This is a genomic window from Xanthomonas hortorum pv. cynarae, from assembly GCF_002939985.1.
Taxonomy (GTDB): domain Bacteria; phylum Pseudomonadota; class Gammaproteobacteria; order Xanthomonadales; family Xanthomonadaceae; genus Xanthomonas; species Xanthomonas hortorum_D.
In genome coordinates this window covers 24,919-39,604 of sequence record NZ_MDFM01000038.1, presented here as the reverse complement: position 1 = coordinate 39,604, position 14,686 = coordinate 24,919, and the positions used below count along the sequence as shown (strand labels likewise).

Annotated in this window: 12 protein-coding genes, 1 tRNA gene and 1 pseudogene; 4 read left to right on the top strand and 10 right to left on the bottom strand. The window is 62.7% G+C overall.

Translation table 11 applies throughout. The features are described 5' to 3' along the window. Positions 1-362: 362 nt before the first annotated feature. Together XcyCFBP4188_RS19680 and XcyCFBP4188_RS19675 are read right to left on the bottom strand one after the other, a co-directional pair. Positions 363-941: a response regulator transcription factor gene (locus XcyCFBP4188_RS19680; protein ID WP_006449316.1), complete on the bottom strand. Its 579-nt coding sequence runs from the start codon at positions 939-941 to the stop codon at positions 363-365. Further along, complete coding sequence (locus XcyCFBP4188_RS19675; protein ID WP_006449317.1) at positions 938-2,164, bottom strand: ATP-binding protein; 1,227 nt, start codon at positions 2,162-2,164, stop codon at positions 938-940. The genes XcyCFBP4188_RS19680 and XcyCFBP4188_RS19675 overlap by 4 nt, the downstream gene beginning before the upstream one ends. A 120-nt stretch (positions 2,165-2,284) precedes the next feature. Here XcyCFBP4188_RS19675 and ispG point away from each other — a divergent pair, with 120 nt between their 5' ends. Both ispG and XcyCFBP4188_RS19665 read left to right on the top strand, forming a co-directional pair. Beyond that, positions 2,285-3,550 carry a flavodoxin-dependent (E)-4-hydroxy-3-methylbut-2-enyl-diphosphate synthase gene (gene ispG, locus XcyCFBP4188_RS19670; protein WP_006449318.1) on the top strand — a complete coding sequence of 422 codons (1,266 nt, stop codon included), beginning with the start codon at positions 2,285-2,287 and terminating at the stop codon, positions 3,548-3,550. Beyond that, complete coding sequence (locus tag XcyCFBP4188_RS19665; protein ID WP_006449319.1) at positions 3,531-4,229, top strand: phosphatase PAP2 family protein; 699 nt, start codon at positions 3,531-3,533, stop codon at positions 4,227-4,229. The genes ispG and XcyCFBP4188_RS19665 overlap by 20 nt, the downstream gene beginning before the upstream one ends. 80 nt (positions 4,230-4,309) lie before the next feature. Here XcyCFBP4188_RS19665 and XcyCFBP4188_RS19660 read toward each other — a convergent pair whose 3' ends face one another. The 8 genes and pseudogenes from XcyCFBP4188_RS19660 to amaB form a co-directional block, all read right to left on the bottom strand. After that, positions 4,310-5,608 (bottom strand): MFS transporter, encoded by a 1,299-nt coding sequence (locus XcyCFBP4188_RS19660; protein ID WP_006449320.1) that lies wholly within the window; start codon positions 5,606-5,608, stop codon positions 4,310-4,312. 165 nt (positions 5,609-5,773) lie between these two features. Further along, a pseudogene (locus tag XcyCFBP4188_RS19655) lies at positions 5,774-5,920 on the bottom strand (aspartate/glutamate racemase); the annotation flags it as partial. A gap of 210 nt (positions 5,921-6,130) precedes the next feature. Further along, entirely contained in the window at positions 6,131-7,042 is a 912-nt protein-coding gene (locus XcyCFBP4188_RS19650) for a DMT family transporter (protein WP_043907653.1), read from the bottom strand. Then, positions 7,036-8,088 (bottom strand): UDP-N-acetylmuramate dehydrogenase, encoded by a 1,053-nt coding sequence (gene murB, locus XcyCFBP4188_RS19645; protein ID WP_006449322.1) that lies wholly within the window; start codon positions 8,086-8,088, stop codon positions 7,036-7,038. The genes XcyCFBP4188_RS19650 and murB overlap by 7 nt, the downstream gene beginning before the upstream one ends. Then, positions 8,085-9,140: a quinone-dependent dihydroorotate dehydrogenase gene (locus XcyCFBP4188_RS19640; RefSeq protein WP_006449323.1), complete on the bottom strand. Its 1,056-nt coding sequence runs from the start codon at positions 9,138-9,140 to the stop codon at positions 8,085-8,087. Before XcyCFBP4188_RS19640 ends, murB begins: the two co-directional genes overlap by 4 nt. Positions 9,141-9,145: 5 nt before the next feature. Next, complete coding sequence (locus XcyCFBP4188_RS19635; protein ID WP_006449324.1) at positions 9,146-9,913, bottom strand: class I SAM-dependent methyltransferase; 768 nt, start codon at positions 9,911-9,913, stop codon at positions 9,146-9,148. A 2-nt stretch (positions 9,914-9,915) separates the two neighbouring features. After that, positions 9,916-10,200: a DUF4190 domain-containing protein gene (locus tag XcyCFBP4188_RS19630; protein WP_006449325.1), complete on the bottom strand. Its 285-nt coding sequence runs from the start codon at positions 10,198-10,200 to the stop codon at positions 9,916-9,918. 379 nt (positions 10,201-10,579) lie between these two features. Next, the gene (gene amaB, locus XcyCFBP4188_RS19625) at positions 10,580-12,115 is read right to left on the bottom strand and encodes an L-piperidine-6-carboxylate dehydrogenase (RefSeq protein ID WP_006449326.1); all 1,536 of its coding nucleotides are present in this window, start codon (positions 12,113-12,115) and stop codon (positions 10,580-10,582) included. Positions 12,116-12,249: 134 nt separating this feature from the next. Here amaB and XcyCFBP4188_RS19620 point away from each other — a divergent pair. Next, positions 12,250-12,326, top strand: a tRNA-Arg gene (locus XcyCFBP4188_RS19620). Between the two features lie 583 nt (positions 12,327-12,909). Beyond that, positions 12,910-14,568: a DUF6531 domain-containing protein gene (locus XcyCFBP4188_RS23505; RefSeq protein WP_233397355.1), complete on the top strand. Its 1,659-nt coding sequence runs from the start codon at positions 12,910-12,912 to the stop codon at positions 14,566-14,568. The last annotated feature ends 118 nt before the right edge of the window (positions 14,569-14,686 follow it).

Sequence of the window (14,686 nt, the reverse complement as noted above, 5' to 3'; positions counted from 1 at the left end):
AAACTGCCAGAATCCGAACAGATAAGGCTCTTACGCGGCATCCATGCCGCGTAAGGTCCCGCGACGGTGGGCGGGCAAGGACCAGTTGAGATGGTCGGTGTGTAGAGTTTCAAACAATGGATGACGTGCGTTGTTTGGCTGTCGCAGCGTCCGATTAGCTTCCCAAAGCAAGCCGAGCAACAGGCAGGCTTTCATCCAACTACCGACCAACTTTCTGGTGCGGCGTCCTTGCCGATTGCGGGACCGTGTGGCGGCATGGATGCCGCCACCGAGCCTACACGGACGTACTTGCGGCGTGTCCCGCGAGCGGTGAGGGCGCCGCGCCCTCGACCAGCGCTTCCTCACGACAACCTAGCAACGTCTCAACGCCCCGGCTCGCGTAACGGACCCGGGCTTGGACGCTTGGTCAACTTGCGCTGCAGCGAGCGGCGATGCATGCCGAGCAGGCGTGCGGCGGCGGAGACGTTGCCGCCGGTTTCGTGCAGCGCCTGCTGGATGTGCTCCCACTGCAGACGGCTAAGCGGTGTCATCATTTCCTGCGCGGTTTCTTCTTCGTCCGGCTCGGGCAGCTCGTCGTCCTCCTCGCCCAGCGCGCGCATGATGGTGGGGATATTGGCCGGCTTGGGCAGATAATCGTCGGCGCCGAGTTTGATTGCCTCCACTGCGGTGGCGATGCTCGCGTAACCGGTGACAAGCAGGATGCGCATGTCGGTGCGAATCTCGCGTAGCGGCTGGATCAGGTTCAAACCCGAATCGTTGCCGAGCTTGAGATCGATCAGCGCAAAATCCGGCAACGCACTGCGCGCGATCGACAATGCACTGGCCGCGTCGGTGGCGGTCAGGGTTTCCACACCGCGACGGGCGAGGCTGCGTTGCAGCGTGCGCAGGTACAAGGTGTCGTCGTCGACCAGCAGGCCGGTGCGCAGGGGAGTGCTTGTCATGCGAGTGCCTCGTGTTCGGAGAGCGGAAGACGGAAACCGACGCGGGCGCCGCTGCCTTCGGCGGGCAGCATCCACAATTCGCCCTGCAGCCGTTCGACGGTGGCGTGCGACAGGGCCAGCCCCACACCCATGCCGTCGTGCTTGCCGCTGTTGAACAGGGTGCCCGGCAGCATGGCCTGTGAGGTATCGAAGCCCGGCCCGTAGTCGCGCACTTCGCCGCTGAGGTGGTCTTGCTCTATGCGCAGGGTCAGATCGATTTGCGGGCGCCCGGCACGTTCGCCGGCGTCAGCGGCATTATTGAGCAGCACCATCAGCAGATGGCTGACGCCGGGCTGCAGCAGCAGGCGCATCGGCGCGTCGTCGTTGCGGCGCAGCTCGATGGTCGGGCGCACCAGCCGCCATTGTTCCAGCACGTCCTTGACCGCCACTTCGCGACTCAGATGGCCGTTGTCGGCCGGAGCTGCCAGCGCCAGCACGCGCTCATGGCACTGCACCAGCAGCTCGCGCAAGGTGTCCAGATCTTCGCGCAGCTCGTTCTGGTCGCACTGGTCGGCGATGTCGTCGACCAGCAGGGTCATCGTCGCCAGCGGGGTGTTCAACTCATGCGCGACCGAGGCCGCATGCGTGGCCAGCGCCACGATGCCCTCGTTGCGCGCAAAGCGCTCGCGCAGCATGGAGATCTCGCGCTCGCGTTCGCGCATCGACAAGGCCAGCCGCGTGGCGAACGCCAGCACCACCACAGTGGAGAGCAGGAAGTTGGCTGCCATGCCCCACATGTGCAGGCTCAGCGGGTCGAAGCTGCCGTAAGGCAGCGGCAGGCCGAAGGCGGCGCTGATCACGTAACCGGCCACACAGGAGGCCGCCACCGCCATCGCCCAGCCCAGCGGCAGGGCCAGTGCGGCCAGCGCGATCAACACCAGGAACAGCGAGCCGAACGGATTGGCGATGCCGCCGCTCCAGCCCACCATCCAGGTCAGCACGGTCACATCGACCAGGATGTGGCCGAATTCGGTGGCCTGGCTGACCGCGCCGCGGTGGGCCACACGCAGCTGCGCATACAGGTTGAACAGTGCCAGCGCGGCCACGCCGGCCCACAGCGGTTGCTGCGGCAGGTTCAGGCCCATCACCCCGGTGGCGACCAGGATGGTGGCGGCCTGGCCGGCAGTGGCCAGCCAACGCAGGCTGCACAGGGTTCGCAGGAAGGAAGCGTCGGAGCTGTTCATCACGGCAATGCTATGCGCTCGGGGAGGTGGCGGTATGCGACAAACCGTCGCATCGGTGTGGAAGACGGCCCGCGCGGCGCTTCAGCTGTGAGCGGACCGATGACAGGCTAAAATACCGCGATGTACGACGCCGTGACCCGCCCAACCCCTCCCGCCGACGCCACCGCCTGGCCGCGTCGCATCACCCGCAGCGTCAAGATCGGTAGCGTGATCGTGGGCGGCGGCCACCCGGTGGTCGTCCAGTCGATGACCAATACCGACACCGCCGACATCGCCGGCAGCGTCAAGCAGGTGTCCGAGCTCTGGCGCGCCGGTTCGGAAATGGTGCGCCTGACCGTCAACAACGCCGAGTCCGCTGCGGCCATTCCGCGCATCGTCGACAAGCTGCGCATGATGGGGATCGAGGTCCCGTTGATCGGCGACTTCCACTACAACGGTCACCAACTGCTCGCCGCCGAGCCGGCCTGCGCCGAAGCGCTGGCCAAGTACCGTATCAACCCCGGCAACGTGGGCTTCGGCAAGAAGAAGGATCTGCAGTTCGCGCAGTTGATCGAGTTCGCCATCAAGTACGACAAGCCGGTGCGTATCGGTGCCAACTGGGGCTCGCTGGATCAGTCGCTGGCTGCGCAGCTGATGGACGAGAACTCGCAGCGCGCCACGCCCTGGGATGCCGGCCGCGTGCTGCGCGAGGCATTGATTCGCTCGGCAGTGGATTCGGCAGAGCGTGCGGTGGAGCTGGGCCTGGCGCGCGAGCGCATCATTCTGTCGGCCAAGGTGTCTGGCGTGCAGGAGTTGATCGCGGTGTATCGCGATATGGCCGCGCGCTGCGACTTCGCGCTGCATCTGGGCCTGACCGAGGCCGGCATCGGCAGCAAGGGCATCGTGGCCTCGGCTGCTGCGCTGAGCGTGCTGCTGCAGGAAGGCATCGGCGATACCATCCGTATCTCGCTGACGCCGGAGCCGGGCCAGTCGCGCACCCAGGAAGTGATCGTTGCGCAGGAACTGCTGCAGACCACCGGCCAACGCGCCTTCACCCCGATGGTCACTGCGTGCCCCGGTTGCGGCCGCACCACTTCGGAGTTCTTCCAGGAACTGGCTGGCGTGGTGCAGAACCATGTGCGCGCCAAGATGCCGGAGTGGAAGATCAGCAATCCCGGCGCGGAAAACATGACCCTGGCGGTGATGGGCTGCGTGGTCAACGGGCCGGGCGAATCGCGCCACGCCAATATCGGCATCTCGTTGCCGGGCACCGGCGAGGCGCCGTCGGCGCCGGTATTCATCGATGGCGAAAAAAGCGTCACCTTGCGTGGCGAGAACATCGCCTACGAGTTCATCGATCTGATCGACCAGTATGTCGAACGCACCTATGTCCGCCGCGCCGGCTGAATCGCCGGCCGGTTTCAGATATTGGCTGCGCAACAATGCGTGGCGCATGGCGTTGTTGTTCGCCGGCGTGTTGTTGCCGCTGGGGCTGTTTGTTGACCTGGCCGATGAAGTCCACGAGCTGGAAAATTTCTACTTCGACGAGCCGTTGCTGTGGAGCATGCGCAGCATCGCCACGCCGGGGCTGGATGCGTTTTTCGGCCTGATCTCCAGAGTCGGCTACCAGTACGGCGTGATTCCGATCGATATCGCGATCGTGCTGGTATTGCTGGCGTTGCGGCGCTGGCGCGAAAGCACCTTCGCCGCGCTGGGGTTCGGTGGATCGGCGTTGTTGAACATGGGTGCCAAACAGTTCTTTCAGCGCAATCGCCCGAGCTTGTGGGAATCGATCGCCCCGGAAAGCACCTTCAGCTTTCCCAGCGGGCATGCGATGGGCTCGATGACGCTCGCTGCGGTGGTCATCGCGCTGGCCTGGAACACGCGCTGGCGCTGGCCGGTGACCATTGCCGCCAGTCTGTTCGCAGTGCTGGTGGGCGTGTCGCGGATTTACCTGGGCGTGCATTACCCCTCCGACATCCTGGGCGGCTGGTCGGCCGCACTGGTGTGGGTGGTCGGGCTGTATCTGGTGATGTTTCGCGGCGCGCGGCGTCCACATTGGCGTCGTCATCGCATTTCAACCTGAGTGCAGGGCCGTTCCGATAGTGAACGTGGTCGCTGCAGGCGCGGGCACCTAGCGTGGTGCAGACAGGTACTGCCTTTGACTCAGTAACGACTTGCTCGCTCCCGGCGCCATAACTGCAGCCCGATCACGCCGCCAATCACTGCCAGCAGAATCATGTAGTACGCAGGTCCCATCGGGTGCTGCTTGAGTAACATCACCACCACCAACGGTGTCAGACCACCAAAGACGGCATAGCCCAGGTTGTAGGCGAACGACACGCCAGACAGGCGCACCACCGGCGGAAATGCTTCGACCATGATGCGCGGGATCGCCCCCAGGACGCCGAGCGCAGCGCCCAGCAGGGCATACAGCGGAAACAACAGCTGCGGGTCGCCCGCCAGCCGATAGAACAGCCATGCGCTCATCCCCAGAAACACACTGCCGACAAGCAGCACGCGTCCGTTGCCCCAGCGGTCGGACAATGCACCGGCCACGATCGAGCCGATGGCCTGCAGCAGGACCGCGAGCAGATTGGCCTGCAATGCAACCGCTGCCGGGTAGCGATACACGCTCTGCAGCAGCGTGGGCGTCATCAGCGATACCACCAGCACCCCGGCCGCCACCATCCAGGTCAGCCACAACGACAGCGCCACACTGCGTGGATGATCGCGCAGCACCACCTTGAGTGGCGTTTCGCGCGCGACCGCACGCATGGCCATCAGTTCGGCGAACACCGGGGTTTCGTGCAGCCAGCGCCGCAGGTAGACCGAAAGCAGCCCGAAGACGCCGCCTGCCAGGAACGGCAGGCGCCAGGCGTAGTCGGCGATCTCCTGCGGGGTGAAGGCGCGGTTGATCGCCCCGGCGCTCAGCGAACCGAGCAGGACGCCGGCAGCCAGGCCGGCGGTCAATGTCCCGCAAGCGAGTCCTCTGCGCTGCGCCGGGACGTGTTCTGCGACGAACACCCATGCACTGGGAACTTCGCCGCCAATGGCCGCGCCCTGCAACAACCGCATCGTCAGCAGCAGGAGCGGGGCGGCCAGGCCGATCTGCGCATAGGTCGGCAGCACGCCGATGGCCAGCGTGGGCAATGCCATCAGCCCGATGCTCAGCGCGAACATGCGCTTGCGACCAAGCAGATCGCCGAAGTGCGCCATCACGATCCCGCCCAGCGGACGGATCAGGTAGCCGGCCGCAAAGATGCCGAAGGTCTGCAACTGGCGCATCCAGTCCGGGATGCCTGGCGGAAAGAACAGCTCTCCCAGCACCGTCGCGAAGAAAATGAAGATGATGAAGTCGTAGAGTTCCAGCGCGCCGCCCAGCGCAGACAGGGCCAGCGTCTTGTAATCGCCGCGTGTGAGCTGGGTTGCTGGTGCAGTGCCTGGTGATGGGTCGGTCTTCAAGGCGTGACCTCCTGTGGCAGGTGATGGCGCGCATGCGCGTGCTGGAACGGTGACGTTTGACGCAGCTGTGTTGCCGCGCCAGCAAGGCACAGCTTGCACGTTTGCACGCAAGCACGACGCAGATGCACTTCGGTAAAGGCGCAGTGGCTGCGCCTTCGATGCCGATCAATCGTGCACGCTTGCCAGCGCCGCCGCCTCAGCGTGCAGTGCGGTGGTGTCGAATAGCGGCAGCGGCGCATCGGCGGCACCCACCAGCAGCGAAATCTCGGTGCAGCCCAGGATGATCGCCTGCGCAGCTTGCAGGATGATCGCCTGCGCAGCTTGCTGGCCGACGCATGTCCCCGATCAGGCCAATGGTTTTGCTTGGAACCGGCATGCCGACCTCATCGCGGAGCATTCAATGAAAGTGCGCCTGCCGACGTGGTCCCGTCAATGTCAGGGTCGCGCCGACAGCGCAGTGTACGTTGGCATCGTCGCCATGCCACCGCGCGGGCCTGCGAGAGTCGCTGCACGGACGGTTGATCACTCGCCTGGTTTTACGCCCTCTACCGGCGCGTGCGTGGCAGCGCGCCGTGCCAGCACGCTTTCGCGATGGGCGATATAGACGTTGGCACCGATGATGATGGCCGCACCGATCAAGGTATGGCGTTCGATCGCCTCGCCGAACAACCACCAGCCCAGCAATGCCACCAGTGGCAGCTGCATGAAGCTGATCGGCTGCAGCGCCGAGACTTCGCCCAGCTTGAGCGCGCGCGTCCAGAACAACTGCCCGGCGGTGCCGAAGATGCCGGTTGCCACCAACCACAGCCAATCGATGCCCTGCGGCCAGGTCCATTGAAACAGCGCCGGAATCAGCGACATCGGCACCCAGAACACATAGGTGTAGAACACCACGGTGTCGGAGTCGTCGTTGCGCGAGAGCTGTTTGATCTGGATCGCGACGATGGCGCTGATGACCGCAGCCAACAGCGCAACCAACAGGCCGGGCGTAAAGGTGGACGAACCTGGCCGCAGGATCACCAACACACCGATGAATCCTGCCGCCACTGCCAGCCAGCGACGCATGCGCACCTGTTCGTGCAGCCATACCACCGCCAAGACGGTGACGAACAACGGCGTGGAATACGACAACGAAATCGCTTGCGATAGCGGCAGATGGCCGATCGCCCAGAACCCGCACAGCATCGAGGCCAGACCGATCGATGTGCGCGCCAGATACTGCGGCAATTGCCGCGTACGCGGCAGCGGTTTGCCCGGCCGCACGATCAGCGGCAGCAGTGCCAACAACCCGAACGCATTGCGAAAGAACGCGATCTCGGTGGTCGAGATGTTGCGCGATGCCAGCCGGATGGCGATGGCCATCAGGCCGAAGGCGACGGTACTGGTGAGCATCCACAGCGCAGCACGGCGCGAGGCCTGCTGCGCTGTCACCAATGCGCTCCGATGATGCGCGGTTCCGGTTCAAGAATCACCGAGTAACGCTCGCGTACCGACTCGGCGATGCGCCGTGCAAATTCCAGCAATTGCGCGCCGCTGGCCGTGCCGTAGTTGACCAGCACCAGTGCGTGGTCTGGCGACACACCTGCATCGCCCTCGCGCCGGCCTTTCCAGCCGCACTGCTCGATCAACCAGGCCGCCGACAATTTGCCCTGGCCTGGCTGTTCGCCGGGATACACCGGCATATCGGCAAACGTGGCTTGCAGCGCGGCGATTTGTTCGCTCGGCAACAACGGATTCTTGAAGAAGCTGCCTGCATTGCCCAGCACATCCGGGTCCGGCAATTTGCGCTGGCGGATGTTGATCACTGCCTGTGCCACATCGGCCGCACCAGCTAGCTCGGCGCCCATGCTGGCGAGTTCCTCGCGGATGCCGGCATAGTCCAGCCGCAACTCATGCAGCAGCGGCAGATTGAATTCCACTGCGACGATCAGATAGCGCTCCGGCAGTTGCTTGAACACGCTGTCGCGATAACCAAATGCGCACTCGGCTGCAGCCAGCCGCACAAACTGCTGCGTGTGCCGATCGAAGGCTTCCACCACATGGATGAAGTCGCCCACCTGCGCGCCGTAGGCGCCGATGTTCTGAATCGGACAAGCGCCCACCGTTCCGGGAATCAATGCCAGATTTTCCAGTCCCGACAGGCCTTGCTGCAGCGAGTACAGCACCAGCGCATGCCAGTTGACGCCGGCACCGGCGCGCACGATGGCGTGGTCGGCATGATGCGCAATGATGCTCAGATCGCGGTTTTCGAAACACAGCACGCAGCCCGGCGGGTCGCCAGCCAGCAACACATTGCTGCCGCTGCCCAGGACCAATAGCAGTTGCCCGGCGATCTCGGGAGCGGCCAGTGCTTCGGGCAATGCGTCGGGCGCATGGATGCTGAGCAACCAGCGCGCCGTGGCCTCCACATGAAAGGTGTTGAGCGCACGCAGCGGCGCGTGCTCGCGCAACTGCCAGCCCGGCTGCATGGCCTGGCTCATAACGGCGACACCGCACCGCCGCTCGGCGCTTCGCGGCGGCGACGAATTGCATCCACGCATTCGCCGATCAACTGCGGCCCGCGATACACCAGGCCGCTGTAGCACTGCACCAGGGTTGCGCCAGCGGCCATCTTCGCCAGCGCATCGGCACCGGAGTTGATACCGCCCACGCCGATCAACGGAATCGATTCGGGCAGGCGCGCACGCAAGCGGCGCAGCACCAGGGTGGATTGCCCCAGCAGCGGTGCGCCGGACAGTCCACCGGCCTCGCCAGCCAATGGATGGTTGGCGATCAAGGTGCGCGTCACAGTGGTGTTGGTGGCGATCACGCCATCCACCGCCAGGTCGGCCAGTACGCGCGCCGCAGCATCGATGTCGCGGTCGTTGAGATCCGGCGCGACCTTCACCAGCATCGGCACGCGTTTGCCATGTTGCGCAGCCAGGGCTTCCTGTGTTTCGCGCAACTCGGAAATCAAACGACGCAGCGCCTGTTCTTCCTGCAACTCGCGCAAGCCGGCTGTATTTGGGGAGGAAATATTGACGGTGATGTAGTCGGCCAGCGGATACACGCGCTCCATGCAGTAGCGGTAATCGCTGGTTGCCTCTTCGTTGGGCGTGTCCTTGTTCTTGCCGATGTTGATGCCGAGCAAGCCGCCGCGACGGCGTGCGCGCTGCACGTTGGCCACCAGCGCATCCACGCCCAGATTGTTGAAGCCCATGCGGTTGATCACCGCCTGATATTCCGGCAGCCGGAACATGCGCGGCTTGGGATTGCCTTCCTGCGCACGCGGCGTCACCGTGCCGATTTCGACGAAGCCAAAACCCAGCGCCAGCAGTGCATCGATATGTTCGCCGTTCTTGTCCAGCCCGGCACCGAGCCCGACCGGATTGGGAAACATCAAACCGAATGCGGGCGTCGGCAGCGGCACCGGGCGCTTGGCCAGCAGCGGCGTGGTGCCGGTGCGGTAGGCGGTGTCGATGGAGCGCAGGGCCAGCGCGTGGGCGCGTTCGGCATCGAGGGAAAACAGAAAGGGGCGGGCAAGCGAATACATGCGGGTCAGTTCAATCTCCCGGCGAAAACGCGGGTCTGGTATTGGAAGTCGATGTGTCCGTCATGCGCATGCGCATCGAACAGCGTGCGTAGCGCGGCGAGCATCGGTGCATGGCGCGGGTCGTGCGCGAGCGGCGCATACGAAGACGACAATAGCCGGCCGCGCAAGGCGTCGAAATCCAGCTGTTGCGCATTGGGAAAGCGCGCCATCGCGCGGAAGCCTTCGCCGAACCAGGCCTGCATCGTGGCATCGTCCTGGTAACGCTCGGCCACGGCCGAATAGTCGGTGCCGTAGTCCAGCAGGATTTGCTCATAGCCGCGCAAGAAGTCGGTGGTGTCCAGCTCGCGGGTGTTCCAGTAGATCATCGCCAGCCCGTCGGGCTGCAGGATGCGCGCCCATTCGGCGCGAATGGCCTGCGTGTCGAACCAGTGGAACGCCTGCGCGGCAGACACCAGGCCAACGCTGGCATCGGCCAGCCCGGTGGCCTCGGCGGTGCCATCGATCGCCTGAAACTTGGGGAACCCCGCCAGCCACTGCTGCGCGGCTTCACGCATGGCCGGGTTGGGTTCCACTGCCGTGACCGGATAACCGGCCTCCAGAAACAGGCGGCTGGAGATGCCGGTGCCGGCGCCAATATCGGCCACTGCGGTCGCCGGGGTCACACCCAATTCTTCGTGCAACCAGCGCAGCAACTGCGGCGGATAACCGGGCCGGTAGCGCACGTAGGCCGCGACGCGGTCGTTGAAGCGCTGAGCAGAGGAGGGCGCGGCCATGCTCAACTGTTTGCGGCCGCAAGCCAGGCCATGCCGCCGAAAAACAGGATGAAGATCGCGAGTCCTGCCACCCAGAGCGCCACCGCCAGCCAGCCAAGAATCAGCCCGCCGATGGCCAGCCCGTCGCCGTCCAGGCCTTGCGGGTTGCGGCGGATTTCCGCCCGCGCCAGATGGCCGGTGATGATGGCGCAGAGGCTGCCCAGGAACGGGATCAGCGTCCAGCCAAGAATGCCTGCAACCAGGCTGACGATGGCCATGGCACTGGTCTGTCGAACGACGACGTTCATCAGCAACTCCTGTAGATGGGCCGGCAGCCGACGGCTGACGTACCGTGATTATCCCAGAGCGGCCGCCCGAAAGGCGTGCCGTTTGCGGCCAAACGGCGATCGCGTGGGCGCGTTTGGCGCATTTGAGCGCTCGAATCGGCTGAGTGTGCGGCGTTGGGCGCCGCGACTCATGGCAACCAAGGGTGCCGGACGCTCCGCAAATTGCTGGTCCGGTGGCCCTGGTACAGGCGGTCATCGGCTGCCGGTCGCGGGACATCGGCGACCAACGCCGTCACTGTCAGGCTGTCCCGCCAGCAAGCTGCCGAGTGCAGTGCAGCGGCATTGCCCAACCGCAGATACGGCAGCGCGCCGGGCATTACCCCGGCGCGCCATGCGGCCTTCAATCGAGATCGAACTTGATGCCCTGGGCAAGCGGCAGCGAGTCCGAGTAATTGATCGTATTGGTCTGGCGACGCATATAAACCTTCCACGCGTCCGAGCCGGATTCGCGGCCACCGCCGGTTTCCTTCTCGCCACCGAACGCGCCACCGATTTCCGCACCCGAGGTGCCGATGTTGACGTTGGCGATGCCGCAGTCGCTGCCGGCTGCCGACAGGAACTTCTCGGCCGCCTTGAGGTTCTGGGTGAAGATCGACGACGACAGGCCTTGCGGCACGCCGTTCTGCAGCTCGATGGCTTCATCCAGCGTGCTGTACTTCATCACATACAGGATCGGTGCGAAGGTCTCGTGCTGCACCACTGCGTCGCTGTTCTGCAGCCCGGTGACGATGGCCGGCAGCACGAAATTGCCGGGGCGGTCGATCGCGGTGCCGCCCACTTCGACCGTGCCGCCGGCCGCCTTGGCCTTGGCAATCGAGGCCAGGAACTGCTCTACCGCGCCCTGGCTGTTGAGCGGGCCCATCAGGTTGGCCGGGTCGGTGGGGTCGCCGATCTTGCTGTCGAGCTGCTTGTACGCCTTGACCAACGTGGCCAGCACGTTGTCATGGATGGATTCGTGCACGATCAGGCGGCGCGTGGTGGTGCAGCGCTGCCCGGCGGTGCCCACCGCACCGAACACGATGCCCGGGATGGCCAGCTTCAGATCGGCGGTTTCGTCCAGGATGATGGCGTTGTTGCCACCCAATTCCAGCAGGCAACGGCCCAGGCGATGCGCGACCTTCTCGGCGACCACGCGGCCGATCTGGGTCGAACCGGTGAAGCTGATCAGCGGCACGCGGCCGTCTTCGACCAGCTTCTCCGACAACGACGTGCCGGCATCGTTGATCAGGAAGAAGATGTCCGGGAAGCCGGCGTCCTTCAATGCCGCATTGCAGATCTTCATTGTCGCAATCGCGGTCAGCGGGGTCTTGTTGGACGGCTTCCAGATGCAGATGTCGCCGCAGATCGCCGCCAGAAACGCATTCCACGCCCACACCGCCACCGGGAAGTTGAACGCGCTGATGATGCCGACCAGGCCCAGCGGCTGGTACTGCTCGTACATGCGGTGGCCCGGCCGCTCCGAATGCATGGTGTACCCATAGAGCATGCGGCTCTGGCCGACCGCGAAGTCGGCGATGTCGATCATCTCCTGCACCTCGCCATCGCCCTCGGGCTTGCTCTTGCCCATTTCCAGCGCCACCAGCGAGCCCAGCGCATCCTTGTGCGCGCGCAGCGCCTCGCCACACAGGCGAACGGCTTCGCCACGGCGCGGCGCCGGCGTGGTTCGCCACACCTTGAAGGCGGCCTGCGCACGCTGCACGATCAGCTCGTAGTCGTCCGGCGTGGTCGCCTGCACATCGGCGATGACTTCATTGGTGGTCGGATTGAGCGGCTGCAGCACCCCGGCACCGGTGGCCTGCGACCAGGTCGCCTCGCCAAGATAGGTACCGGAATTGGACGCGGCGAGGTCGAGCGCCTTGAGCAGGTCAGCGGACATGGGATCTCCAAAGGTCGGGACGGTCGCGCAGCGGACAGGGCCACCCGCGACACGGGTAGCCGCCGATTTTAGCAGGCTCCGCCGACCACCCACCGGCTTGGCAATCGCAACGATCGTGCGACAATGCCGCCCTTGGCCCCGTAGCTCAGCTGGATAGAGCGTCCCCCTCCTAAGGGGAAGGTCGCCCGTTCGAATCGGGCCGGGGTCACCAGGAATCAAGCGCTTGGTGCGCTGCACCGGCAACATTGGTCACGTTAGGATGGGACTGACTAGCTTGCGCACGCCTCCGTGTCTCGTACACGCAGTTTTTGCCAATCCGCCCATCATGACCTCACGGCGCGAAATGCTATTACACGCCGCATAGCTCTCAGCTTCTACACCTTACGTCTGCGCTTGGCCAAGAATTTTAGGTCGTTGGCAAGGCTGGTGCGCTCGCGATCTTTGTAGTGCGCGGTGGAGAGGGTGAAGGCGCTCGTTGCGTACCTGGCTTGCTACTCGGGGGCAGGTTTATCGCGCAGAGGCTCCTCAGCAAAGGCACTATCGTGCGAGTTTAGGGCAATGACGTTCGGGAAATGCGGGGTGCCTAACTGCACCAGGCCGGTTTCGTCGAAACAGTTAACGCAGTGGGGAGTGAATGTCTGCATCTGCCTAACCATCGCTGCACGCCTTGACGCGCGCCAAGCGGGTCAGTAGGCTGCGTAGGAAGTAGTGTCAAATTTCCGACATCTATCCTAGGTAGTATCGAGCACACTATAAACTAAAATTTTAATCACAGGGAGAGTGATGTGAATATCATGCCATCGGAAGGTATTAAGGCTTTTCGCCTGTTCGTTCTAATGCTAATAGGTTTGTTATCGGTAACGTCAGTTGACGTGAGTGCTGCGTCTTACTACGGCGCGCCGTATTACGTTAATTCGATCTATGGAAATCGTTCATTTGGTTCAGCGAGCGCGGGCGCCGAGTGGCTGGTTGGGCAAATGACCAAAGGTTGCATGTCGAAACCTCAGGGTTGTTCGTCTTGGCCAGTTGTCAAATATAGCGCAACCACAACTGGCGCGTTTGTGATGTGGCCCAATGACCCAACCGGACTGGGCTATTTCGTGGAAGCGACAAAGTATGCAGTGGGCTCGCCAAAGAAAAATCTTGGCAGCTGCAGCATGCCCTGTAGCGGCGGTCTTGGCGCTGGCAGGGACGGAACTGGCCCACGCGGTAGCCGTGATAGTGCTGCCGTGGCGAACAAACCTGGATCAGTTTTTGAAGGCGATCCAATCAATACCGCGACAGGGAATTTTTATCGTCAAGATACAGACTACGATAACCCGAATGGTCTTGTGTTTCGTCGATTTTACAACAGCTCGTTGTCGGTTTCCTCGACCTCAATGGGGCAGCAGTGGCGCCATTTCTTTGATCGGAGTCTGGAGATTCAGCGCTCTACGAGCGCGGTAACTGACACTCAAGCGATCAATGCTTATCGTCCAGATGGAAGCTCGGTGACGTTCCAGCTGACTAACGGAGTATGGAAGGCTAGTGCTGATTACTCAGAGACGCTTGTCGAACGGCCCGACGGAGCAGGCTTCGCATTGGCGATTTCAGCGACGCAGCAGACAGAGATTTATGACGCAAAGGGTCTCTTGCAGGAGGTCTACGATAAGGCAGGTCAGAGGGTGTATTTACTGACCTACAGCCTCCCTGATGCTACAGGTGTGGGCGGCGGAATTCTTTTGAGTGTGGCCGATAGAAGCGGCCGGCAAATGCTCTTTGATTACGATAGTGCGTCAAAATTGGCTGGAGTAACGCTACCTGATAAAGGCAGGATATTTTACTCATATGACGCAAATGGATACCTTGCTTCGGTGAAATACCCCGATGGAAAATCGATCGGCTATCTTTACAATGAGAGCAGCTTTACGGCAGGGAATAAGCTTCCTGGTGTGCTGACCGGCGTAATTGATGAAAAAGGTGTTAGGTATGAAACGATCACATATCAATCATCGAGAAAAGCAACCTCTGCATCATTTGCTGGTGGAGTTGACACTACGAAAATTGATTACGACGCATATTCCACTAATGGAATAGTCAATTCTTCTGTGATTGGCCCCTTAGGTGTGCGTAGTTACTTGAAGTTTGTTGATGCTGCGACCGGCGCAATCCGTTTTGCAAGCTCTGGTTTGCCTTGCGGCACGCAATGCAACCAACCGTACAAGACCATTACATACGATGCGAATGGTTACATAGCGTCTACGATGGATTTTCAGGGTAACAAAACGCAGACCAGCTTCGATACCAATGGTTTGCTTCAGCAGCAGGTTGATGCGGTAGGCTCTGCGCAACAGAGAACTATAAATACTGTCTGGGACACGGCTATACGTGAACCGCTTGAACGAACTGTTCTTGACGCTAGTAATGCAGTCAAGGCGAAATCGAAATGGGCTTACAACGTTAGCGGTTTGTAGACCGCCAGTTGCGAGATCAACACCGCTGTGACGACAGGTATTTCCTACGTGTGTGGAAGCGCGGCAAATGCACCTGCTGGCGTCCGTCAGTGGCGCACAAGCTACTGTGAAAAAGTCG

Coding starts and splice junctions, on each gene's coding strand:
- murB (WP_006449322.1), bottom strand. CDS start 8,088: ATGAGCCAGGCCATGCAGCCGGGCTGGCAGTTGCGCGAGCACGCGCCG.
- amaB (WP_006449326.1), bottom strand. CDS start 12,115: ATGTCCGCTGACCTGCTCAAGGCGCTCGACCTCGCCGCGTCCAATTCC.
- XcyCFBP4188_RS23505 (WP_233397355.1), top strand. CDS start 12,910: ATGCCATCGGAAGGTATTAAGGCTTTTCGCCTGTTCGTTCTAATGCTA.
- XcyCFBP4188_RS19680 (WP_006449316.1), bottom strand. CDS start 941: ATGACAAGCACTCCCCTGCGCACCGGCCTGCTGGTCGACGACGACACC.
- XcyCFBP4188_RS19675 (WP_006449317.1), bottom strand. CDS start 2,164: ATGAACAGCTCCGACGCTTCCTTCCTGCGAACCCTGTGCAGCCTGCGT.
- XcyCFBP4188_RS19640 (WP_006449323.1), bottom strand. CDS start 9,140: ATGTATTCGCTTGCCCGCCCCTTTCTGTTTTCCCTCGATGCCGAACGC.
- XcyCFBP4188_RS19630 (WP_006449325.1), bottom strand. CDS start 10,200: ATGAACGTCGTCGTTCGACAGACCAGTGCCATGGCCATCGTCAGCCTG.
- XcyCFBP4188_RS19665 (WP_006449319.1), top strand. CDS start 3,531: ATGTCCGCCGCGCCGGCTGAATCGCCGGCCGGTTTCAGATATTGGCTG.
- XcyCFBP4188_RS19635 (WP_006449324.1), bottom strand. CDS start 9,913: ATGGCCGCGCCCTCCTCTGCTCAGCGCTTCAACGACCGCGTCGCGGCC.
- ispG (WP_006449318.1), top strand. CDS start 2,285: ATGTACGACGCCGTGACCCGCCCAACCCCTCCCGCCGACGCCACCGCC.